Raw genomic sequence first — 23,006 nt, forward strand, 5'->3', positions numbered from 1 at the left:
GGGCGTGCGGGGGCGTGCGGGGACGCGAGCGTCAGAGCGTGCCCAGCTTGAGGATCGAGACCAGGGCCAGGAGCTGGATGGCCGAGGCCGCCAGCGCCTTGGGCCACGGCAGATCGTGCGACTTGCTCACCATCGAGGTGAGCAGCGCCGCCGCCGCCAGCCAGGTGATCCAGCCGAGCAGCTGGACCAGGGAGTTCTCGCCGCCCAGGAACATCGCGAAGACCAGCCGCGGCACGTCCGTGATCGACATGATGAGCATCGACAGGCCCACCGTCGGCTGCCAGGCGCCGTCGCCGCCGAGCTGGCGGGCCAGGGTGTGGGTGACCGCGCCGAGGATCAGACCGCCGATCACGAAGGCGGCGCCGGTGATCAGGACGTACGGGATGGCCGTGTTGAGCGGCGCGTGGATCGTGTCGTCGCGGGCCTCGTCGAAGCCGAACAGCGCCAGCAGGCCGTAGAGGAACGTGACGATCAGCGCCGGGCCCCAGACCGCGTAGTCGCGCATCTGCCAGAACGTGGGGCCGGGGCGGGTCACGATGCCCGTCAGCAGCTGCTTCCAGTGCAGTCGAGGGCCGGCCGGCTGGGCCGGGGCCTGCCCGGCGCGGTAGGTCTGGCCGTCGCCGTAGGGGTCCTCGTTGATGCTGAAGGCCTGGGTGTGGCCCGGGTTGTTGGCGTACGGGTCGCGCTGCTGCGGATACGGGGCCTGGCCGTGCTGCTGGGGGTAGGGGTCGCCGAAGTACTCCGGCTCGTCGGCACCGCCCTGGTAACCGTTGCCGTAAGCACCCTGGTGTCCGCCCTGGTAGCCGCCGTGGGGCGGGGCCCCGTTGCCTCCCGCCTGCGGCCATGGCTGCTGACCGTACGGCGCCGGTCCCTGGCCGCCGTACGGCTGCTGCCGCGGTTGCTGATGCCCTTGCTGCGGGGTGCGGTTGTCCCGGCCGCGTCCGATCCTGAATCCAGCCACGTCATCGAACGTACCTGGTCCGTGCGGGTCGGGTGGATGGGGCGGGGGAACTGGACCGCCTTTGACGCCCAGCTGTGACATCCCCTAAGGGAACCCCGGGGGGTTGTCCCCACCCCGGACGGGCCGGGGCGGCACGGTGTTCAGTCCGCCGTGAACAGCGCGCTGGTGAAGGTGATCAGCGGGCGCCCCGGCGTCGCCGCCGGGTACAGCGCGATCAGGTCCGCCGTCTCGCCCCGGTGGGTGCGGACCACGAGGTCCGGCTTCCGGTCGCCGTCGAAGTCGCCGTACCGCTCCAGCAGAGTCGTTTCCGCATGGGCCGGGGCCTTGCCGGCCCCGGTCCGCAGCGGTGCCGTGGGGAGCGGCGCGGGCGGCGCCGGGAAGCGGTACGCGCCGCCGGGGCGGGTCGGGCCGTCCGGGGTGCCGCGCAGCAGCTCCGCCCGGCCCGCGGTGTGCGGGGTGTGGGGGCGGGCGGCGTACACCAGGTCGTCGTACCCGTCCCCGTCCAGGTCCGCCCGGGGCTCCGGCGCGAACAGGTAGGCGCCCGCGCCCGGAACGGTGCCCCCGGCCGCGTGCGGGCGGCCGTCGCGGGTGAACGGCCCCCGCAGGAAGCTGAACCGCCCCTCGCTCGCCGTCACGGCCAGATCCGGCTTCCCGTCGCCGTCGAAGTCGCCGCAGACCGGGTGGTCCGGCCACTCGTTGCCGAACCGGGCCCGGTCCGGGATGCGCAGGGTCACCGCGCGGCCGGTGAGGCCGCCGGGCGAGCCGAACAGGATCTGGAGCGGGACCGGCGGTCTGCCGACGCCGTCGTACGGGGGGTCGGTGCCCACGACGAGGTCCGTGAAGCCGTCCCCGTCCAGGTCGCAGGCGGTCTCGGCGTCGAACGCCGAGGGAAGGGTGTCGCCGAACCTGGCCGCGTGGGTGCGGGCGGCGAGCAGCGCGCGGGTCGACGGGTCGAGGCCGCCGTCCTCGGAGCCGTAGACGATGCCGATCCCGGCGTCGTCGCCGTGGCTGTCGGACGCGGGCTTCACCAGGTCGTTCAGGACGAGGTCCCGGTGTCCGTCGCCGTTGAAGTCGTACGGGACGCGGCTGCCGGTGCCCTGCGGGACGGGGTGGCGGGCCGCGCCGGCCAGGCCGGAGAGCGCGGTGGGCGGGGTGTCGCCGTTCTTGTCCGGGGCGTCGGACGGGCCCCCGCAGGCGGTGAGCAGGAGCAGGAGGCCGAGAGCGAGGGCCCCGGCGGCCCGCGCGCGGGGGAGCGGACCCGTGGTCGCCCGGCGTCCCGCACCCCCAGGCGTTCGCCCGGGGGGCGTTCCGTGGCCGGGAAGCGCCCCCCGTCCTATCGGCGCGTCCGCTTCCGCGTTGCGTATCCGCACGGGATCCCTCCGCTGCGTATCCCCGGAGGAATACCTCGTACGTCCGTCGGCCGGTGCCGTCGCCGGCCGCCCCACATGATGCGTCACGGCGGCGGGAAAGCAGAAGCGGCCGGTCCTGCCCCCGAGGCAGGTCCGGCCGCTTCGCGCACCGTGATGGTGCGGTATCCGGCTACTTCGCCGGTTCCGGCTCCGGCGCGTCGGCCGTCTCCGGCTCGCCCGCCGGATCGGCCGGGGTCTTCACGGACTCCAGCAGCAGCTGGGCGACGTCGACGACCTGGATCGACTCCTTGGCCTTGCCGTCGTTCTTCTTGCCGTTGACCGAGTCGGTCAGCATGACCAGGCAGAACGGGCAGGCGGTGGAGACGATGTCCGGGTTGAGGGTGAGGGCCTCGTCGACGCGCTCGTTGTTGATGCGCTTGCCGATCCGCTCCTCCATCCACATCCGGGCGCCACCGGCACCGCAGCAGAAGCCGCGCTCCTTGTGGCGGTGCATCTCCTCGTTCCGCAGGCCCGGGACCTTGGCGATGATCTCGCGCGGGGGCGTGTAGACCTTGTTGTGGCGGCCCAGGTAGCAGGGGTCGTGGTACGTGATCAGGCCCTCGACCGGGGTCACCGGGGTCAGCTTGCCCTCGTCGACGAGGTGCTGGAGCAGCTGCGTGTGGTGGATGACCTCGAACTCGCCGCCGAGCTGCGGGTACTCGTTGGCGATGGTGTTGAAGCAGTGCGGGCAGGTCGCGACGATCTTCTTCGCGGACTTGGCCTTCTTCGTCGAGTCGTCCTCGTCGTCCTCGCCGAACGCCATGTTCAGCATCGCCACGTTCTCCTGGCCGAGCTGCTGGAACAGCGGCTCGTTGCCCAGGCGGCGGGCCGAGTCACCCGTGCACTTCTCGTCGCCGCCCATGATCGCGAACTTGACGCCCGCGATGTGCAGCAGCTCCGCGAAGGCCTTGGTGGTCTTCTTGGCGCGGTCCTCCAGGGCGCCGGCGCAGCCGACCCAGTAGAGGTAGTCGACCTCGGTGAGGTCCTCGACGTCCTTGCCGACGATCGGGACCTCGAAGTCGACCTCCTTGGTCCACTCGACGCGCTGCTTCTTGGCGAGACCCCAGGGGTTGCCCTTCTTCTCCAGGTTCTTGAGCATCGTGCCCGCCTCGGACGGGAACGCGGACTCGATCATGACCTGGTAGCGGCGCATGTCGACGATGTGGTCGATGTGCTCGATGTCGACCGGGCACTGCTCCACGCACGCACCGCAGGTGGTGCAGGACCACAGGACGTCCGGGTCGATGACGCCGTTCTCCTCGGCGGTGCCGATCAGCGGGCGCTCGGCCTCGGCGAGGGCGGACGCGGGGACGTCCTTCAGCTGCTCCTCGGTCGCCTTCTCCTCGCCCTCCATGTCCTTGCCGCCGCCGGCCAGGAGGTACGGGGCCTTGGCGTGCGCGTGGTCGCGCAGCGACATGATCAGGAGCTTGGGGGAGAGCGGCTTGCCGGTGTTCCAGGCGGGGCACTGCGACTGGCAGCGGCCGCACTCGGTGCAGGTGGAGAAGTCGAGGATGCCCTTCCAGGAGAACTGCTCGACCTGGGAGACACCGAAGACGGCGTCCTCGGCCGGGTCCTCCCAGTCGATCTCCTGGCCGCCGGTCGTCATCGGCTGGAGGGCGCCCAGGGCGACCGCGCCGTCGGCGTTCCGCTTGAACCAGATGTTCGGGAAGCCGAGGAAGCGGTGCCAGGCGACACCCATGTTGGTGTTGAGCGAGACCGTGATCATCCAGATCAGCGAGGTGCCGATCTTGATCATGGCGACGAAGTAGATGAGGTTCTGCAGGGTGCCGAGGGCCAGTCCCTTGAAGGCGAGGACCAGCGGGTACGAGACGAAGTACGCGGCCTCGTAGCCGTCGACGTGGTGGATCGCGCCCTCGAGGCCGCGCAGGGTGAGGATCGCGAGGCCGATGATGAGGATGACGTACTCGACGAAGTACGCCTGCCACGCCTTCGAGCCCGCGAACCGGGACTTGCGGCCGGGGCGGGAGGGCAGGTTCAGCAGCCGGATGGCGATGAGGACGAGGATGCCCACCGTCGTCATCAGGCCGATGAACTCGATGTACAGCTCGAAGGGCAGCCACTCGCCGATGACCGGCAGCACCCAGTCGGCCTTGAAGAGCTGTCCGTAGGCCTGGAGCAGCGTCGGCGGCAGGGTCAGGAAGCCGATGGCGACGAACCAGTGCGCGAAGCCCACGATGCCCCACCGGTTCATCCGGGTGTGGCCGAGGAACTCCTTGACCAGGGTGATCGTGCGCTGCTTGGGGTCGTCGGTGCGACTGCCCGCCGGCACCGGCTGTCCGAGGCGGACGAACCGGTAGATCTGCGCGACGGCTCGGGCGAGGAGCGCGACGCCGACGACGGTCAGCACCAGCGACACGATGATCGCGGCGAGTTGCATGGTGGGGGCTCCTCGGGCCTGCTCGGGTGGGATTCAGCGATGATCGCTGATTACTAAGCAGTAACTTAATCAGTCTGTGCTGACACTATCCACTTATTCCGCCGTCCTGTAGCCGGGCAGGCGGTGATCTGTGTCGCTCAGGCGTGCCTTGCCGTGCCGCAGCCGGGCGGCCGCCTCGCGCAGGGGCCCGCCCGCGGCGCGGGCCAGGATCGCCAGGTCCAGCCGCAGCCGGTGGTGTTCGGCGTAGTGCTGGTCGAGGAGGTCCGCCGCGTCCCACGGCATGGGTGAGCGGTGGTGGACCTGGGCCAGACCGGTCAGGCCGGGCCGCAGTTCCAGCCGCCAGTCTCGCGCATCGGTCCGCCGCCCCCGCACCTCGGCCGGCGTGAGCGGTGCCGGGCCGACCAGGGACAGCTCGCCCCTCACGACGTGGGGCAGCCGGGACAGGACGTGCAGCCGCAGCCGCCGGGTGCGCAGCGACCGCAGGGCGAAGGGGCGGCCGCCGGCGCCGATCCGGGGTGCGGACGTCCAGACCGGGCCGGGGCCGCCGCGCGCGGCGAGGGCCAGGGCGGCCGCGGCGATCAGCGGGGCGGCCAGGAGCAGGAGGGCCGTGCCGAGGGTCAGGTCCAGGGCGCGCTTCGCGGTGGGGAGACGCGGTGTGCGCCCCCGCGTGTCCCTCGGTGTACGCGTCTGCATCGTTCGCACCTGCCTGGGTCGGGCCGCCCGGTGTCGGCGGATCGGGTGCCGGTTTTGCGCGGCTCTCGGCATTTTGTGACAGAACGATCCCACGCGACGATGATGGGGAGGGGCGTGTGGCCCCCGGGGGTGCGGGGGTGTCGCGCGCCGGAGGGGTGGAGCGGGTGCGTACGACCCGTATGCGAAGGGTGTCCGGCCCTTTTCGGTGGGGCGTTTTCCCTGTTCGCGCAGGGTGCATGCATGTTAGTTGAGTCGGCTCGACTCAGGTCTGTTGACTCTGGGGCGGGTGTCATGCATCCTTGAGCCAGATCCACTCAAGTAGTCAGTTGGAGGAATTGACATGGCACGTGCGGTCGGCATCGACCTGGGCACGACTAACTCCGTCGTCAGCGTTCTGGAAGGCGGCGAGCCCACCGTCATCACCAACGCAGAGGGCGCCAGGACCACGCCGTCCGTCGTCGCCTTCGCGAAGAACGGCGAGGTGCTGGTCGGCGAGGTCGCCAAGCGCCAGGCTGTGACGAACGTCGACAGGACCATCCGCTCCGTCAAGCGCCACATGGGCACGGACTGGAAGATCGACCTCGACGGCAAGAGCTTCAACCCGCAGCAGATGAGCGCCTTCATCCTGCAGAAGCTGAAGCGCGACGCCGAGGCGTACCTGGGCGAGAAGGTCACCGACGCGGTCATCACCGTTCCGGCGTACTTCAACGACTCCGAGCGCCAGGCGACCAAGGAGGCCGGCGAGATCGCGGGCCTGAACGTCCTGCGCATCGTCAACGAGCCGACGGCCGCCGCCCTGGCGTACGGGCTCGACAAGGACGACCAGACGATCCTCGTCTTCGACCTCGGTGGCGGCACCTTCGACGTGTCCCTCCTGGAGATCGGCGACGGCGTCGTCGAGGTGAAGGCCACCAACGGTGACAACCACCTCGGTGGTGACGACTGGGACCAGCGCGTCGTCGACTACCTGGTGAAGCAGTTCGCCAACGGCCACGGCGTGGACCTGTCCAAGGACAAGATGGCCCTCCAGCGTCTGCGCGAGGCCGCGGAGAAGGCCAAGATCGAGCTGTCCTCCTCGACGGAGACCACGATCAACCTGCCGTACATCACGGCCTCGGCCGAGGGCCCGCTGCACCTGGACGAGAAGCTCACGCGCTCGCAGTTCCAGCAGCTCACCGCGGACCTCCTGGACCGCTGCAAGACCCCGTTCCACAACGTCATCAAGGACGCGGGCATCCAGCTCTCCGAGATCGACCACGTCGTTCTCGTCGGTGGCTCCACCCGCATGCCGGCCGTCGCCGAGCTGGTCAAGGAGCTGACCGGCGGCCAGGAGGCCAACAAGGGTGTGAACCCGGACGAGGTCGTCGCCATCGGCGCCTCGCTCCAGGCCGGTGTCCTCAAGGGCGAGGTCAAGGACGTCCTGCTTCTCGACGTCACCCCGCTGTCCCTCGGTATCGAGACCAAGGGAGGGATCATGACCAAGCTCATCGAGCGCAACACCACGATCCCGACCAAGCGCTCCGAGATCTTCACGACGGCCGAGGACAACCAGCCGTCCGTGCAGATCCAGGTCTACCAGGGCGAGCGCGAGATCGCGGCGTACAACAAGAAGCTCGGGATGTTCGAGCTGACCGGTCTGCCGCCGGCCCCGCGCGGTGTCCCGCAGATCGAGGTCGCCTTCGACATCGACGCCAACGGCATCATGCACGTGGCCGCGAAGGACCTCGGCACCGGCAAGGAGCAGAAGATGACCGTCACCGGCGGCTCCTCGCTGCCGAAGGACGAGGTCAACCGGATGCGCGAGGAGGCCGAGAAGTACGCGGAGGAGGACCACGCCCGCCGCGAGGCCGCCGAATCGCGCAACCAGGGCGAGCAGCTCGTCTACCAGACCGAGAAGTTCCTCAAGGACAACGAGGACAAGGTCCCCGGTGACGTGAAGACGGAGGTGGAGACCGCGCTCACCGAGCTGAAGGAGAAGCTCAAGGGCGAGGACACCGCCGAGATCCGCACGGCCACCGAGAAGGTCGCGGCCGTCTCCCAGAAGCTGGGCCAGGCGATGTACGCCAACGCCCAGGCCGAGGGCGGCCCGCAGGGCGACCCGCAGCCGGGTGCGCAGGCCGACGGCCAGGACGACGTGGTCGACGCCGAGATCGTCGACGACGAGAAGGACACCAAGGGCGGTGCGGCGTGACCGAGGAGACTCCGGGCTTCGAGGAGGAGCCCGACGTCCCCTCCGGCGCCACCCCCGACGACGCCGAGCCGAAGGCCGCCTCCTCCTCGGAGAAGGCGGCCCCGGCCGGGGACGCTGACCAGACCGCAGGCCTGACGGCTCAGCTGGACCAGGCACGCAGCGCGCTCAACGAGCGCACCGGCGACCTCCAGCGGCTCCAGGCCGAGTACCAGAACTACCGCCGCCGGGTCGAGCGGGACCGGGTCACGGTCAAGGAGATCGCCGTCGCGGCGCTCCTGTCCGAGCTCCTGCCCGTGCTCGACGACGTCGGCCGGGCCCGTGACCACGGCGAGCTGGTGGGCGGGTTCAAGTCGGTGGCCGAATCCCTGGAGACGGTCGTCGCCAAGCTGGGACTCCAGCAGTTCGGCAAGGAGGGCGAGCCCTTCGATCCGACGATCCACGAGGCCCTGATGCACAGCTACGCGCCGGACGTCACCGAGACGACCTGCGTGGCGATCCTGCAGCCGGGGTACCGGATCGGCGAGCGCACCATCCGCCCCGCGCGGGTGGCCGTGGCCGAGCCGCAGCCGGGGGCGACCCCGGCCGCCAAGGAAGAGAAGACCGACGACGAGGAGAGCGGTGGCGGCGAGGAGGTCTGACATCCTGTCCGACCACCAGGCCGCGCACCGCCCGGTCACGGGGCCTCTCGCCCGGACCCTGCCGCACACCGGCGGGGCCCGTACGGGAGGCCCCCGGCCGATCGTCCGGAAGGAGGGACGTCGATGAGTACGAAGGACTTCGTCGAGAAGGACTACTACAAGGTTCTCGGCGTCCCGAAGGACGCCACCGACGCCGAGATCAAGAAGGCGTACCGGAAGCTCGCCCGTGAGTTCCATCCGGACGCCAACAAGGGCGACGACAAGGCGGAGGAGCGCTTCAAGGAGATCTCCGAGGCGAACGACGTCCTCGGCGACAGCAAGAAGCGCAAGGAGTACGACGAGGCGCGCGCCCTCTTCGGCAACGGCGGCTTCCGCGCCGGACCCGGCGGCGCGCAGGGCAACTTCAACTTCGACCTGGGCGACCTCTTCGGGGGCGCGCAGGGCGGCCAGGGCGGTGCCGGCGGTTTCGGCGGCGGCGGTCTGGGCGATGTCTTCGGCGGCCTGTTCAACCGGGGCGGCGGCGGTGCCGGCACCCGCGTGCAGCCGCGCCGCGGCCAGGACATCGAGTCCGAGGTGACGCTCAGCTTCACCGAGGCGGTCGACGGGGCCACGGTCCCGCTGCGGATGTCCAGCCAGGCCCCCTGCAAGGCATGCTCCGGCACCGGCGACAAGAACGGCACCCCGAGGGTCTGCCCGACCTGTGTCGGCACCGGCCAGGTCTCGCGCGGCAGCGGCGGCGGCTTCTCGCTCACCGACCCCTGTGTGGACTGCAAGGGCCGGGGCCTCATCGCCCAGGACCCCTGCGACGTCTGCAAGGGCAGCGGCCGGGCCAAGTCGTCCCGCACCATGCAGGTGCGCATCCCCGCGGGCGTCCTCGACGGCCAGCGGATCCGGCTGCGCGGCAAGGGCGCGCCGGGCGAGCGCGGCGGACCGGCCGGCGACCTCTACGTCGTCGTCCACGTCGACGCCCACCCGGTCTTCGGCCGCAAGGGCGACAACCTCACGGTGACCGTGCCGGTCTCCTTCACCGAGGCGGCGCTCGGCGGCGAGGTCAAGGTGCCCACGCTCGGCGGGCCGCCCGTCACCCTGAAGCTTCCGGCCGGCACGCCCAACGGACGCACCATGCGCGCCCGGGGCAAGGGCGCCGTGCGCAAGGACGGCACCCGGGGCGATTTGCTGGTCACCGTCGAGGTGGCGGTCCCGACGGATCTGGGCGACGAGGCCCGGGACGCCCTGGAGGCCTATCGGAAGGCGACCGCGGACCAGGACCCGCGGGCGGAGCTGTTCCAGGCAGCGAAGGGAGCTTGAGGTGGACGGCCGACGACGCAATCCGTACGAACTCACCGACGATTCCCCGGTGTACGTGATCTCGATCGCGGCCCAGCTCTCGGGCCTGCATCCGCAGACGCTGCGCCAGTACGACCGGCTCGGTCTGGTCTCGCCCGACCGCACGGCCGGACGCGGCCGGCGCTACTCGGCCCGTGACATCGAGCTGCTGCGCACCGTGCAGCAGCTGTCGCAGGACGAGGGGATCAACCTCGCCGGCATCAAGCGCATCATCGAGCTGGAGAACCAGGTCGCCGCGCTCCAGCAGCGCGTCGCCGAACTCTCGGCGGCCGTGGACGGAGCGGCGGCGGCGATGCAGCAGCGCGAGGCCCAGGTCCACGCCTCCTACCGGCGCGATCTCGTGCCGTACCAGGACGTCCAGCAGACCAGCGCGCTGGTCGTCTGGCGCCCCAAGCGGCCGAAGGACTGACCTCCGGGGGCTGCGGGGCCCTGGGGGCCGTGCTGGGTCCGCCGGGGCCCGTACGGCCCGCACAGCGCCTTGGAGAGGCCCGTCATCCCGTTCGCCGGGGTGGCGGGTTTCTTCGTGCGGTGGGGCGGGGCGGGGTCAGGTCTCCTGGTCGAGGATGCCCGACTGGGCGATCAGATAGCCCAGCTGGGCCCGGCTGTTGCTGCCGAGAACGGCGGAGAGCTTGGCCACGTGGGCGCGGCAGGTACGGACGTTCATGCCGAGCCGGCGGGCTATCGAATCGTCGACGTGCCCTTCGACCAGGAGTTGCGCGATGGAGCGCTGCACGCCGCTGATCCCTTGGGGGGCCGGGTCGTAGGGCAGTTCTTCCAGCAGGGGCGAGGCGCGGTTCCAGAGTTGCTCGAAGACCTTGATCAGATAGTCGACCAGGCCGGGGTGGCGCAGTTCCAGCGCGACCTGGTCGTCGTTGCTCGCGGGAATGAACGCGACGGTCCTGTCGAACACGATCAGACGCGCGATGAGTTCTTCGAGGGTGCGGATCTCCACCTTGCCCTCGGCCATGCGTTCCGCGTAGGCGAGCGTGCCGTGGCTGTGGCGGACCGTGTGCTGGTACAGGGTGCGCATGCTGACGCCTCGGTTGACGACCAGCAAGCCGCGTTCCAGACCTTCGCGGAGGCGGTCCTCGCCTCGGTCGCCGCCCGGCTGCACGGTGAGCACCTCCGTGCGGCACTCGGCGGTGGCGAGGTCCAGGGCGGCGTTGATCCGGTGGTTTCCCTCCAGGACCGTGATGGCATGGGTGATGGGAGGATCCTGGGCGCTGATGTCCATGAACGGCTGGAAGGAATCGGCCAGTTCGAGGGAGAGGCGCCGCCGTTCCTGGATCTCGCGCTCGATCGGGTTGAGCCGTTGTGCGAGCGCGGCCGAGGGGGGGACGGGCCGGAGCCAGTCGGGGTCGTCCGGATCCGGGTGCAGAAGGGCGAAGTCCATGAGGCAGGGGGCTGGATCCACCTCGGCCCGCGAGATCCGGCCCGAGCGCAGCGCGCTGGCGTAGAGGCGTCCGCCTTCGGCGCACAGTTCGGTGATCCCATGGCGATGTGTCGCTCTTGCGTCATTTGTAGCCATATCAACACCCCCCAGGTTCCTGAACATGCAGGAACATGATGCATCGACCCTGTGGTGTTCGTGTGCCCAGGTGGGACATCGTCTTTGGTGCGGGGGAGAAGAATCCACAAGTGAGGACGAAGCCGACTATGGAAAAGCGAATGCTTCGCTCGGCGCTTGCCGTCTCGTTCGTCGCGGCCCTGAGCGTCGGAGTTCTGGCCACTGGCGAGATCAGCTGGAGCGCGAGGGCGGCGGCCGGGCCCGGCGAGATCAGCTGGAACGTCCAGGCTGTGAAGGCGCCCGGTGAGATCAGCTGGAACATCCAGGCCGCCGACAAGCTCGGTGAGATCAGCTGGTCCGCGCCGACGTCCCTTGTGAGCGCCTGACATGACCACCCCGCCGGACGACCGGACCTTCCGGCGCGAGATGGCAACGGCCTACCGCTCAGGGTGGCACTTCATCGACCTCGTCACGGCTCTCCCCCACCGTGGTGATTCGTTGATGGTCACTCTGTTCGGCGACCCGGTCGTCGTCGCCCGTGAGGACGACGGCGAGGTGCGCGCCTACCGCTGCCTCCGCAAGCCGCGCGGCGCGCCGCAGCCCGTGCGCTGTGCCATTCGGTACGACATGATCTTTGTGAACCTCGACCGGCGTGACCACCAGCTGTTCGAACCCGAAACCATTTCCGCCACCCCCCGCAGTGCCTGAGCGATCCCCCGTCGTTCCACGTCGCTCAGTCACTCCCCCACACAACGGCGCCTCCGTGACCTGAACACGGTGGCGCCGTTGTGCTGTCCGGGTACGGACGGACGCGGACGGCTTCCGACGGCTTCGGACGGCGGCGCGGTCAGGCCCGGCCGAGCGCCCGGTCGAGGGTGATCTCGATGACGACGCGGTCGGGGTTGGGCGAGGGGGTGCGCGCGTAGCGCTCGGTGTGCCGGCGCACGGCCTCGGCGACCCTGTCCTCCTCGGTACGGATCCGGGCGACGCCTTCCAGGGTCGCCCAGCGGCGCCCGCTCACCTGGCAGGCCGCGACCCGGGCCCCGTCCGGGCCGGCGGCCAGGATGTGCGCGGCCTTGCGGCTGTTCCTGTTGGTGATGACCCGGGCGAGGCCCGCCTCGGGGTCGTACGTCACGCAGACCGGCACGACGTGCGGGGTGCCGTCGGGGCGGGGCGTGGTGAGGGCCGCGTAGTGGGACTCGCGCCAGAAGGCCAGGTAGTCCGGGCCGGGATTGCGTACGTCGACTGCCATGGGGCCAGCGTAGGCAGTGGCCGGAAGCGGTGCGGTGGCGGGCGGTCCGGGGTGCCGGTTCACTCGGAGCGGACGGTGCGGTGCGGAGTCCACGAAACTGCCTTGAGTGGAATAGACTCAACTTTGTGCACGTTGACCGTGTCAGTCATACGTAGTGAGCCAGGACCGCCGCCGCAGGAAGGAGACAGCGCACGTGGACGCCGAGCTGACCAACAGGAGCCGGGACGCGATCAACGCGGCCACCAGCAGGGCCGTGAAGGACGGGCACCCGGACCTGACCCCCGGGCATCTGCTGCTGGCGCTGCTCGCGGGGGAGGACAACGAGAACCTGGTCGATCTGCTGGCCGCCGTCGACGCGGACCAGGCCGCCGTCCGCGCGGAGACCGAGCGACTGCTGGCCGCCCAGCCCAGCGTGACCGGTTCGACCGTCGCGCCGCCGCAGCCGGGCCGCGAGCTGCTGGCCGTCATCTCCGACGCCGCCGAACGGGCCAAGGAGCTGGGCGACGACTTTCTCTCGACCGAGCACCTGCTGATCGGCATCGCCGCGAAGGGCGGCCGGGCCGGTGAGATCCTCGACCGGCAGGGTGCCAGTGCGAAGAAGCTGCTGGACGCGTTCGAGAAGAGCAGGGGAGGGCGCCGGGTGACCACTCCGGACCCGGAGGGCCAGTACAAGGCCCTGGAGAAATTCGGTACGGACTTCACCGCCGCCGCGCGCGAGGGCAAGCTCGACCCGGTCATCGGGCGCGACCAGGAGATCCGCCGCGTCGTCCAGGTGCTCTCGCGCCGGACCAAGAACAACCCGGTGCTCATCGGTGAGCCCGGCGTCGGCAAGACCGCCGTCGTCGAGGGGCTCGCCCAGCGCATCGTGAAGGGGGACGTCCCGGAGTCCCTGAAGGACAAGCGGCTCGTCTCGCTGGACCTGGGCGCGATGGTCGCGGGTGCGAAGTACCGCGGCGAGTTCGAGGAGCGCCTGAAGACCGTCCTTTCCGAGATCAAGGAGAGCGACGGCCAGATCATCACCTTCATCGACGAGCTGCACACCGTCGTGGGCGCGGGCGCCGGCGGCGACTCCGCGATGGACGCGGGCAACATGCTCAAGCCGATGCTGGCCCGCGGCGAACTGCGGATGGTCGGCGCCACCACGCTCGACGAGTACCGCGAGCGGATCGAGAAGGACCCGGCCCTGGAGCGCCGCTTCCAGCAGGTGCTGGTGGCCGAGCCGACGGTCGAGGACACCATCGCGATCCTGCGCGGGCTCAAGGGCCGCTACGAGGCCCACCACAAGGTGCAGATCGCGGACGCCTCGCTGGTCGCCGCCGCGACGCTCTCCGACCGCTACATCACCTCCCGCTTCCTTCCCGACAAGGCCATCGACCTGGTGGACGAGGCGGCGTCCCGGCTGCGCATGGAGATCGACTCCTCGCCCGTCGAGATCGACGAACTCCAGCGCTCCGTCGACCGGTTGCACATGGAGGAGCTGGCCCTCAGGAACGAGACGGACCCCGCCTCCAAGCAGCGTCTGGAGAAGCTGCGCCGCGACCTCGCGGACAAGGAGGAGGAGCTGCGCGGGCTCAACGCCCGCTGGGAGAAGGAGAAGCAGGGCCTCAATCGGGTCGGTGAGCTGAAGGAGCGCCTGGACGACCTGCGCGGCCAGGCCGAACGCGCCCAGCGCGACGGCGACTTCGACACCGCGTCCAAGCTCCTGTACGGGGAGATCCCCGGCCTGGAACGCGAACTCGCCGAGGCCGACGAGGCCGAGCAGGAGGCCGCCCGCGAACCCAAGGAGACCCTGGTCAAGGAGGAGGTCGGACCCGACGACATCGCGGACGTGGTGGGCGCCTGGACCGGCATCCCGGCCGGCCGCCTGCTGGAGGGCGAGACGCAGAAGCTGCTGCGCATGGAGGCGGAGCTGGGCAAGCGCCTCATCGGGCAGACCGAGGCCGTGCGGGCCGTCTCGGACGCGGTGCGCCGCACCCGGGCCGGGATCGCGGACCCCGACCGGCCCACCGGATCGTTCCTCTTCCTCGGCCCGACCGGCGTCGGCAAGACCGAACTGGCCAAGGCGCTCGCGGACTTCCTCTTCGACGACGAACGGGCCATGGTCCGCATCGACATGAGCGAGTACGGCGAGAAGCACAGCGTCGCCCGCCTGGTCGGCGCCCCGCCCGGATACGTCGGCTACGAGGAGGGCGGCCAGCTCACCGAGGCCGTCCGCCGCCGCCCGTACACCGTCGTGCTGCTGGACGAGGTCGAGAAGGCCCACCCCGAGGTCTTCGACATCCTGCTCCAGGTCCTGGACGACGGCCGGCTCACCGACGGACAGGGCCGGACGGTGGACTTCCGGAACACCATCCTGGTCCTGACGTCGAACCTCGGCAGCCAGTACCTGACCGATCCGCTGACCAAGCCCGAGGAGAAGAAGCGCCAGGTCCTGGACGTGGTCCGGGGCGCCTTCAAGCCGGAGTTCCTCAACCGGCTGGACGATCTGGTGGTCTTCTCCGCGCTGTCCGGCGACGAACTCGCGCATATCGCGGGGCTCCAGATCGACCGGCTCGCCAAGCGGCTGGCCGACCGGCGGCTCACCCTCGACGTCACCCCCGAGGCCCTGGCCTGGCTGGCCGAGGAGGGCAACGACCCGGCCTACGGCGCCCGGCCGCTGCGCCGCCTCATCCAGACGGCGATCGGGGACCGGCTCGCGAAGGAGATCCTGGCCGGTGAGGTCCAGGACGGCGACACGGTGCGCGTCGACCGGGCCGGTGACGGACTGCTCGTCGGCCGCGCGGTCTGAGACGGCCGCCGGAACGCGGACGCCGGGAATACGGTGATTCCCGAGGAATGGACGGGACGTCCTCCGTCCGGAGCGATCCATTTCCCGGCATCGGTATCGCGCCAAACGTGCTGCCCCGCCCCCTGTGCGCGAACGCCCTTCCCAGGGCTCCGGTGAGCACCTCGAACCCCCTCTGGCAAGGGAGTTCGAGGTGCGGAGCCGTACCGTCCGGCCAGGGGTCCGCGCATAAACAGGACACCGCGCCCCACCTGCGGCGACCTGCCCGCGGCTGGGAATAGAGGTCGAATTGGGCGGCCGGTAGCGTGCCCGCATGAACGAGCGGACAGGCGATGAGATAACCGACGGACCCAAGAAGTCCAGATCTGACAATCTCTTTCACCTTGGCGAATTCCGTACCCTTTGGGCTGCTTACGCTCAGTCGATCCTGGGCGACCAGCTGGCCCGTGTGGCGCTTTCGTTGCTTGTCTTCGAACGCACGGACTCGCCGGGATGGACCGCGGCGACCTATGCCCTGACCACCTTGCCGGCGCTGCTCTCCGGAGTGCTGCTCTCCGGTCTCGCGGACCGGTTCCCCCGGCGCACGGTCATGGTCAGCTGCGATCTGACCCGGATGGTGCTGGTCGGGCTGATGGCTCTGCCCGGGATGCCGCTGCCGCTGCTCGCCGGACTGCTGGTGCTGGCGCAACTGGCCGAGGCACCCTTCGGCGCGGCCCAGGGCGCGCTCCTGCCCACCGTGCTGGGCGTCGAGCGGTACGAGCGCGGCCAGCGGGTCATGCAGATCACCCATCAGGCGGGCCAGCTGGTCGGGTTCGCCGGGGGCGGGCTGCTGGTCGCGTGGCTGGGCAGCAACCGCTCGCTGGCGGTGAACGCGGCGACCTTCCTGGTCTCGGCGGCCCTCGTCCGGTTCGGTGTGAAGGCCCGCCCGGTGACGAGCGCCGAGGCGCGTACGGCGAAGCTCGGCGCCCAGGTCGGCGGCGCCGCCGCGCTGATCTGGTCGGACCGCAGGCTCCGCTCGCTGCTGGCCCTGGGCTGGCTCGCGGGGTTCGTCGTCCTGCCGGAGGGGCTGGCCGCCCCGTTCGCCGACGAGGCCGGTGGCGGGACCTACGCGGTGGGGCTGCTGCTCGCCGCGCATCCGGCGGGCATGGTGCTGGGCGCGGCCCTGCTGGGACGGTCCGGGGTCGGGGACGAGACCCGGCGCCGGCTGCTAGGCCCGCTGGCCGTCGCCGCGAATCTGCCGCTGGTCGTCTATCTGCTCCACCCCAGTGCGGAAGCGGCGATGTTCCTGCTGCTGGTCGCCGGGGTCTGCTCGGCGTACCAGATCACCGCCGGGGCCACCTTCGTCCTGCTGACCCCGCCCGACCGGCGCGGCCAGGCGCTGGGTCTCGCCCGGTCCGGGGTGACCGCCATGCAGGGCGTCGGCGTCGCGGCCGGCGGTGCGGTGACCGAGCTGACCGGCTCCTCGGCGACCACCATCGGGGCCTCCGGGCTCCTCGGCGTGGCCTGCGCCGTCCTCGCCGCCACCGCCTGGGCACGGGCCCGGGGGGCGGAGGCGGAGATGATTCCCCGGAAGGCGTAGCGCCACCCCGGTGATCCGGCCCGGCCCGCACACGACCCCGGCCCCGGGCGGTCTACGCTCCGGCGGCCAAACGCGGCTAGGGTCGTCGGCAGGAAACCACGCGCGATCCACAGGAGTACCCAGCGATGTCTATCGACCCGTCCTCGATCCCCAACTTCGGGGGCCAGCCCGAACCGCAGGCGGCAGGACCGGAGGGCCCCGTCGTCCCCGACCAGGACCTCGTCAAGCAGCTCCTGGAGCAGATGGAGCTGAAGTACGTCGTCGACGACGAGGGCGACCTCGCCGCGCCGTGGGAAGAGTTCCGCACGTACTTCATGTTCCGCGGCGAGGGCGAGCAGCAGGTCTTCTCGGTCCGTACGTTCTACGACCGCCCGCACGACGCGGACCAGCGTCCGGTCCTCCTCGACGCGATCGACGACTGGAACCGCCGCACCCTGTGGCCCAAGGTCTACACCCACACCCACGAGCCCGAGGAGGGCTCCGAGGAGACCGGCACCTCGATCCGGCTGATCGGTGAGGCGCAGATGCTCATCGGCACCGGCGTCTCGCTGGAGCACTTCGTCTCCTCGACGGTCAGCTGGGTGCGCGCCTCCATCGAGTTCGACAAGTGGCTGCTGGAGCGCCTGGGCCTGACCCCGGCCGAGGAGAAGTCGGACGGCGCCGAGGGCGACGCCACGCCGCCCTCCGCCTGAGCCGGCGCACACGACACCGGGCCCGGCCCGGGAGCGGTCCCCGCGGACCGTCCCGCGCCGGGCTCCGTCATGTCCGGGCCGCGACGGGCGGGGGAGCCGCCCCCAGCGTCCTCAGCCGGGCGACGGCGTCCTCCAGGACCTCGGTGCGCTTGCAGAACGCGAAGCGGATGAAGGGCGCGCCCTGGTCGCGGTGGTCGTAGAAGACGGCGTTCGGGACGGCCACCACACCGCAGCGCGCGGGGAGCGCGCGGCAGAACGCGACGCCGTCTCCGGTGGGGTCGAGCGGGCCGATGCCGGTGGTGACGAAATAGGTCCCGGCGGGGCGGTAGACCTCGAATCCGGCCTCGGCCAGTCCGCCGCTCAGCAGATCGCGCTTGGCCCGCAGATCGGCGCGCAGCCCGTCGAGGTACGTGTCGGGCAGGCGCAGCGCCTCGGCGACCGCGTACTGGAAGGGGCCCGCCGACACATAGGTGAGGAACTGCTTCGCCGAGCGGACCGCCGCCACCAGCTCCGCGCCCGCGGTGATCCAGCCGACCTTCCAGCCGGTGAACGCATAGGTCTTGCCGGCCGAGGAGATGGTGACCGTGCGCTCGCGCATGCCGGGGAACGAGGCGATCGGGATGTGCTCGCCCTCGAAGACCAGGTGCTCGTAGACCTCGTCGCTGACCACGAGGAGGTCGCGTTCGCACGCCAGCTCGGCGATCGCGGCGAGTTCCTCGCGGCCGAGCACGGTGCCGGTGGGGTTGTGCGGGGTGTTGAGGAGCAGGAGCCGGGTGCGGGGGGTGACGGCGGCGCGCAGTTCGTCGAGGTCCAGCCGGTAGGTGCGGGTGGCGGGGTCGGGGCGCAGGGTCACGGGGACGCGGGTGGCCCCGGCCAGGGCGACGGAGGCGGCGTACGAGTCGTAGTACGGCTCCAGCGCGACGACCTCGTCGCCGGGCTCCAGCAGGGCGAGCATGGCGGCCGCGATGGCCTCCGTGGCGCCCGCCGTGACCAGGACCTCGCTGTCGGGGTCGTACGCCAGGCCGTAGTGGCGCAGCTGGTGGTCGGCGATCGCGGTGCGCAGTTCGGGGACGCCGGGGCCCGGCGGGTACTGGTTGCCGCGGCCGTCCCGCAGGGCGCGGACCGCGGCCTCGCGGATCTCCTCGGGGCCGTCGGTGTCGGGGAAGCCCTGGCCGAGGTTGATGGCTCCGGTGCGGGCGGCGAGCGCGGACATCTCCGCGAAGATCGTCGTGCCGAACTCGGCGAGGCGGCGGTTGAGCAGCGGTCGGCGCTGTGTCATGGACGTCATCCTGCGCGGAAGCTCTGGAGTTGCTCAAGTCGGCTTTGGCCCGGCGCGGGCGGGGGCATCCCCCTGGCACGCGTGAATCGGCAGGGAGCGGGGGCTCCGCCGCGCGGGACGGAAGGACGTGAGGTCCATGGTGGTGACGCTCGTCGGGGTGATCGTGATCGTCGCGGTCGGGCTCCTCGTCGTGAGGACGGCGAAGGCCGGAAGCAGGGGGAATCCGCTGAGCGGTGCGCGCGGTGCGTCCCGGGGCCGGCGCGGTGCGGGCGGCGGGAGCGCGGCCGGGGGCAGCTGGTGGGCCGGTGGCGGGGACGGCGGCTCGTCCGACGGCGGAGGCGGCCACTCGGGCGGTCACTCCGGCGGTCATTCGGGCGGTCACTCCGGCGGCCACGGGTGCGGCGGAGGCTCCTCGTGCGGCGGCGGTTCGTCGTGCGGGGGCGGGGGTGGATGCGGCGGAGGCAGCTGACACGGGGCAGCTGGTCCGCGCGGGCCGGGCGCACGCGTCCGGTCCGGTCCGGCGGAAGGGTGTCCGGAGGGACCCGGGGGATTCACCGAAATCCCCTAAGTCCCTTCGGACACCTTTTTGTTGGCCGTCCGGCGCGTGCGCGGTGAACATCAGAACCGGAGGGCCCCCGGGGGGATGGAAACCACGTCAAGTTGGGTAAAAACGCTGCGAGTGCGGCGTAGTCCGTGATTCCCTCGTGGGAGAGAACATTCAGCCCTCGGACCCCAGTTGGACCTGATCGGGCGCTTCCCACCTCCCACGTGCACCACGTCGGGGCGTCCCCTGTCCGCGTGTCCCATGCGTGTTTTGCGGAGCCGACCCATGCTCACGACCCTCCATACGGCCTATTCCGACACCCGCGCCGCCGATCTGGCCTGGGCGCTGGGGCGCGAACCGCTCCCGGCGCTGGCCGTGCTCGATCTCGCCCTCGGCGGCGCGCAGTTGCAGCTGCGCCTGCTCGGCGCCTCCCACCAGGTGCTCCTCAAGGAGGAGCACGGCGACTGTTCCGAGACCGTCGCCTGCATCCCGGGCAGCAGCACCCCGCTTCCCCTCGGTGTCTCCAAGCGGCTGGGGGAGTGGGACTACGAGTTCGCCGCCCGCGTCGAGACGCTCACCCCGGGCTCGTTCGCCGGGCGCGCGCAGGAACTCCTGGCGCTCGTCGCCGACCACCCTCACGGACTGGCGGGGACGTTTCCCGGCAGCCCGCACGCCTTCACGGCGATGCTCGCCCAGCGGACCGAGGGCCAGGTGCGCTGGCGCACCTGGCACGCGTACCCGCAGGAGGGGCGCCTCGTGGTCACCCGGACCCGGGTGGGCGTGCGGATGCCGGCAGCGGCGGCGCTGTGACCGGGCCCAACTCCGGTGCATGTGCTCCGATTACACCCTTGTGGGTGACAAGCGGCGACGGGTCCGTGACGTAGCGTTCGCGGCATGATCGACCAGCAGGTGTCGCTGCGAGGGGGCGCGGCGCGGCTTCCCGTGCGACCGAGGACCGGCCGGTACCTCGTGCTGGCCGCCGTCTTCGTCTGCGCCGCCTGCGGGCTGGTGTACGAGCTGGAACTGGTGGCGCTCGCCTCCTATCTGATCGGCGACTCCGTCACCCAGGCGTCCGTCGTGCTGTCCGTGATGGTCTTCGCCATGGGCATCGGCTCGCTCTTCGCGAAACGTTTACGCAACCGCGCGGCGGTCGGTTTCGGGCTGATCGAGGCCGCGCTCGCCCTGATCGGGGGCTTCTCCGCCCTGGTCCTCTACGCCTCGTTCGCCTGGTTCGGGGAGTCGAGGATCGCGCTGGTCGGATTCTCGCTGGCCATCGGCATCCTGATCGGCGCGGAGATCCCCCTGCTGATGACGCTGATCCAGCGGGTGGACCGGCAGGACGCGGGCGGGGCCGTGGCCGATCTCTTCGCGGCCGACTACGTGGGTGCGCTGGTCGGCGGACTGGCCTTCCCGTTCCTGCTGCTCCCGATGTTCGGGCAGCTCACCGGAGCCCTGCTCACGGGCGCGGTGAACGCGGCGGCGGGCGGGGCGCTGGTCCTGTGGGTGTTCCGCCGCGACCTCTGCACGCGCTCCCGCTGGCTGCTGGTCGTCGCCAACGTCACCGTCATCGCCGCGCTCGCCACGGCGGCCCTGCTCTGCGACGACTTCGAACGGGCGGCGCGGCGGGCGGTCTACGGGGGCGGGGTGCGGGTCGCCGTGCAGACCGACGTCCAGGAGGTGGTCCTCACGGGCACGGGCCGGGACTCCCTCGACCTGTACCTGGACGGGCGGCTGCGGGTCAGTTCCCGGGACGAGTACCGCTACCACGAGGCGCTGGTGCACCCCGCGATGAACGGTCCGCACGCCCGGGTCCTCATCCTGGGCGGCGGGGACGGTCTGGCCGCCCGCGAGGTGCTGCGCTACCCGGACGTGCGCCGGGTGACGCTGGTCGAGCTGGACCCCGGCGTCACCCGGTTGGCCCGGACGGACCGCGCGCTGTCCGCGCTGAACGCGCACGCCTTCCGCGACCCCCGGCTGACCGCCGTGACCGGCGACGCGTTCACCTGGCTGCGCGCGGTGCGGGACCGCTACGACGTGGTGATCGCCGACCTTCCGGACCCGGGCATCTCGGCGAGCACGAAGCTGTACTCCGCCGAGTTCTACGGGCTGGTCGCCGCCGCACTGGCACCCGGTGGCCGGCTGGTGGTGCACGGCGGGCCCCCGGTGAGCCGGCCGCACACCTTCTGGACGGTGGAGGCATCGGTCCGGGCGGCGGGGCTGCGGACCCGCCCCTATCGGGTGAGCGGGCGGTACGCGGGATCCCCGTCCGGCCCCGACCGGTCGAGCCGCCGGGGCGGCGGGATCCACGGCTGGGGGTTCGTGCTGGCGGCCCGAGGCGCGGCGCCGCGCCTCGGGCTGGAACCCGGGGCCCCGCACCTGCGCTCGCTGACCGCGCCCCTGCTGCGGGACGCGGGACGGCGGGCGGAGGCCGGGCGGCTGGGGGGCCAGGCGGCCTCGACCCTGGTGCACCCCCGGTACTGGGAGGAGCGGTGAGCGGGGTGTGCCGGGCCGGTGGCGGAGGGGGTGGCCTCGCCTCCGGAAGCGCTGACGCGGCGGGCGGGTCCGAGTAGCCTCGGGTGGCATGGAGCATGAGGTGTTCGTACCGGTTCCGGTCCCGGCCCTGCGGCGGGCGCTGGACGATCCCGCCCGGGTCGCGCGCTGCGTGCCGGGGCTCCAGCGGGACGCCGACGCGTCCGCGGGCCCGCTGACCGGTCGGCTCAAGGTCAGGGCCGGGGGCCACACCATCACGTACCGGGGCGCGCTGCGGCTGACCCCGTCGCCGGAGGCGGCGGACGGCGCGGCGTACGCCCTCTCCGTCGAGGGCGAGGGCACCGAGGCGCGCGGCGGCGGTTCCGCCCTGCTGTCCTTGACCCTCCGCCTGACCGGCCGCGACGACGGCACGGTGCTCGCCTTCGCGGGCACGGTGACCGGCGAGGGCCGCATCCTGGATCTGGACCCGGACGCCGCCCTGTCGGCCGCCCACCGCCTGCTGGACCGCTTCGCGCGGCAACTGGTGACGGAGACCCTGGCGGCGCACGGGGAGGACGGCGCGGAAGGGGCCGGGGAGGGGACCGAGAACTCTCCGGGTGGCTCCGCCCCGGGTACGGCGGTTCCGGCCGCCGAGAAGCCGTCCGCGCACGATGAGGAGCCCTCCGGGGGGTCCGCCGGGAAGCCGGGCGTGCCTGACGAGGAGTCCTCCGGGGCGTCTGCCGAGAAGCCGTCCGGCGCCGATGAGAAGCCTTCCGTCGTCTCGGCCGAGGAGGACGAGAAGCCTCCCGCCGTCTCCGCCGAGGAGGAGCAGGCCGTTGGGGAGGCCGTGGAGCAGGCCATCGAGGAGGCCGCCGAGGAGGCGGACGAGGAGCGGGGGTCCGTGTTCGACGCCCCGGTGCCGCCGTCCTCGCTGGACCCGGTGGCCGGGATCGAGTTCTCCGTTCCGGACGGCCCGCCTGCCGAGGCCGCCCACGCCCGGCGCACGATGATCGGGCGCAGCGCCGAGGAGGTCGACCACGCACCGCCGCGCGGCCGGTACGCCCCGGTGCCGTCACCGGACGCGACCGGTGCGGGCGCCACGCTGCGCTGGGTGGCCCCGGCGGCAGCGCTGGCGCTCGCCTCGGCGGTGGTGGTCGGCCGGGCGTTGCGGCGCCGGAAGTAGCGGTGGTTCCGGCCCGGCCGGCGGGACACCCCCGGCGGCCGGCGTGTGGATCGGGTCCGGGCCGCGCCAGTACTGTCGT

The 23,006-nt window shown here is 71.6% G+C and carries 19 protein-coding genes; 12 read left to right on the forward strand and 7 right to left on the reverse strand.

What is annotated here, in order from left to right:
- Positions 1-31 precede the first annotated feature (31 nt).
- The 4 genes from ACWCXC_RS16430 to ACWCXC_RS16445 all read right to left on the reverse strand — a co-directional run bounded on the left by ACWCXC_RS16430 (position 32) and on the right by ACWCXC_RS16445 (position 5,461).
- Positions 32-961 (reverse strand): Yip1 family protein, encoded by a 930-nt coding sequence (locus ACWCXC_RS16430; RefSeq protein WP_450889377.1) that lies wholly within the window; start codon positions 959-961, stop codon positions 32-34.
- A 140-nt stretch (positions 962-1,101) separates the two neighbouring features.
- Positions 1,102-2,172 (reverse strand): FG-GAP repeat domain-containing protein, encoded by a 1,071-nt coding sequence (locus tag ACWCXC_RS16435; RefSeq protein ID WP_450889616.1) that lies wholly within the window; start codon positions 2,170-2,172, stop codon positions 1,102-1,104.
- Positions 2,173-2,500: 328 nt separating this feature from the next.
- Positions 2,501-4,768 (reverse strand): (Fe-S)-binding protein, encoded by a 2,268-nt coding sequence (locus ACWCXC_RS16440; protein WP_450889379.1) that lies wholly within the window; start codon positions 4,766-4,768, stop codon positions 2,501-2,503.
- A 93-nt stretch (positions 4,769-4,861) separates the two neighbouring features.
- Positions 4,862-5,461, reverse strand: a complete 600-nt coding sequence (locus tag ACWCXC_RS16445; RefSeq protein ID WP_450889381.1) for a sugar transferase — start codon at positions 5,459-5,461, stop codon at positions 4,862-4,864.
- Positions 5,462-5,801: 340 nt separating this feature from the next.
- On the opposite strand from ACWCXC_RS16445, the gene dnaK reads away from it, so the two are divergent.
- The 4 genes from dnaK to ACWCXC_RS16465 all read left to right on the forward strand — a co-directional run bounded on the left by dnaK (position 5,802) and on the right by ACWCXC_RS16465 (position 10,046).
- On the forward strand, positions 5,802-7,652 hold the full coding sequence (dnaK, locus tag ACWCXC_RS16450) for a molecular chaperone DnaK (RefSeq protein WP_450683043.1): 1,851 nt from the start codon (positions 5,802-5,804) through the stop codon (positions 7,650-7,652).
- Complete coding sequence (grpE, locus tag ACWCXC_RS16455; protein ID WP_450683044.1) at positions 7,649-8,290, forward strand: nucleotide exchange factor GrpE; 642 nt, start codon at positions 7,649-7,651, stop codon at positions 8,288-8,290. Before dnaK ends, grpE begins: the two co-directional genes overlap by 4 nt.
- Positions 8,291-8,413: 123 nt before the next feature.
- Positions 8,414-9,598: a molecular chaperone DnaJ gene (gene dnaJ / locus ACWCXC_RS16460; RefSeq protein WP_450683045.1), complete on the forward strand. Its 1,185-nt coding sequence runs from the start codon at positions 8,414-8,416 to the stop codon at positions 9,596-9,598.
- A 1-nt stretch (position 9,599) separates the two neighbouring features.
- Positions 9,600-10,046 (forward strand): heat shock protein transcriptional repressor HspR, encoded by a 447-nt coding sequence (locus tag ACWCXC_RS16465; RefSeq protein WP_383630757.1) that lies wholly within the window; start codon positions 9,600-9,602, stop codon positions 10,044-10,046.
- Between the two features lie 135 nt (positions 10,047-10,181).
- Here ACWCXC_RS16465 and ACWCXC_RS16470 read toward each other — a convergent pair whose 3' ends face one another.
- Positions 10,182-11,165: a helix-turn-helix transcriptional regulator gene (locus tag ACWCXC_RS16470; RefSeq protein ID WP_450683046.1), complete on the reverse strand. Its 984-nt coding sequence runs from the start codon at positions 11,163-11,165 to the stop codon at positions 10,182-10,184.
- 140 nt (positions 11,166-11,305) lie between these two features.
- Between ACWCXC_RS16470 and ACWCXC_RS16475 the strand changes: the two genes are divergently transcribed.
- Complete coding sequence (locus tag ACWCXC_RS16475) at positions 11,306-11,530, forward strand: hypothetical protein (RefSeq protein ID WP_450683047.1); 225 nt, start codon at positions 11,306-11,308, stop codon at positions 11,528-11,530.
- 1 nt (position 11,531) lies between these two features.
- Positions 11,532-11,852 (forward strand): (2Fe-2S)-binding protein, encoded by a 321-nt coding sequence (locus ACWCXC_RS16480; RefSeq protein WP_383630748.1) that lies wholly within the window; start codon positions 11,532-11,534, stop codon positions 11,850-11,852.
- 139 nt (positions 11,853-11,991) lie between these two features.
- Here ACWCXC_RS16480 and ACWCXC_RS16485 read toward each other — a convergent pair whose 3' ends face one another.
- Positions 11,992-12,396 (reverse strand): pyridoxamine 5'-phosphate oxidase family protein, encoded by a 405-nt coding sequence (locus ACWCXC_RS16485; RefSeq protein WP_450683048.1) that lies wholly within the window; start codon positions 12,394-12,396, stop codon positions 11,992-11,994.
- A 193-nt stretch (positions 12,397-12,589) separates the two neighbouring features.
- On the opposite strand from ACWCXC_RS16485, the gene clpB reads away from it, so the two are divergent.
- The 3 genes from clpB (at position 12,590) to ACWCXC_RS16500 (ending at position 17,452) form a co-directional block, all read left to right on the forward strand.
- Positions 12,590-15,184 (forward strand): ATP-dependent chaperone ClpB, encoded by a 2,595-nt coding sequence (gene clpB / locus ACWCXC_RS16490; RefSeq protein ID WP_450683049.1) that lies wholly within the window; start codon positions 12,590-12,592, stop codon positions 15,182-15,184.
- Between the two features lie 310 nt (positions 15,185-15,494).
- Positions 15,495-16,760, forward strand: a complete 1,266-nt coding sequence (locus tag ACWCXC_RS16495; protein WP_450683050.1) for an MFS transporter — start codon at positions 15,495-15,497, stop codon at positions 16,758-16,760.
- A 125-nt stretch (positions 16,761-16,885) separates the two neighbouring features.
- A complete protein-coding gene (locus ACWCXC_RS16500) occupies positions 16,886-17,452 on the forward strand; it encodes a YbjN domain-containing protein (RefSeq protein WP_450889387.1) in 567 nt (188 codons plus the stop codon).
- A 67-nt stretch (positions 17,453-17,519) separates the two neighbouring features.
- Here ACWCXC_RS16500 and ACWCXC_RS16505 read toward each other — a convergent pair whose 3' ends face one another.
- Complete coding sequence (locus tag ACWCXC_RS16505) at positions 17,520-18,731, reverse strand: pyridoxal phosphate-dependent aminotransferase (protein WP_450889389.1); 1,212 nt, start codon at positions 18,729-18,731, stop codon at positions 17,520-17,522.
- A gap of 829 nt (positions 18,732-19,560) precedes the next feature.
- On the opposite strand from ACWCXC_RS16505, the gene ACWCXC_RS16510 reads away from it, so the two are divergent.
- The 3 genes from ACWCXC_RS16510 (at position 19,561) to ACWCXC_RS16520 (ending at position 22,927) form a co-directional block, all read left to right on the forward strand.
- Complete coding sequence (locus ACWCXC_RS16510; protein ID WP_450683053.1) at positions 19,561-20,085, forward strand: DUF2617 family protein; 525 nt, start codon at positions 19,561-19,563, stop codon at positions 20,083-20,085.
- A gap of 84 nt (positions 20,086-20,169) precedes the next feature.
- Positions 20,170-21,768: a polyamine aminopropyltransferase gene (locus ACWCXC_RS16515; RefSeq protein WP_450889391.1), complete on the forward strand. Its 1,599-nt coding sequence runs from the start codon at positions 20,170-20,172 to the stop codon at positions 21,766-21,768.
- A gap of 88 nt (positions 21,769-21,856) precedes the next feature.
- Positions 21,857-22,927: an SRPBCC domain-containing protein gene (locus tag ACWCXC_RS16520; RefSeq protein WP_450889393.1), complete on the forward strand. Its 1,071-nt coding sequence runs from the start codon at positions 21,857-21,859 to the stop codon at positions 22,925-22,927.
- Positions 22,928-23,006: the final 79 nt, after the last annotated feature.

It is taken from the genome of Streptomyces sp. NPDC001515 (assembly GCF_053597115.1).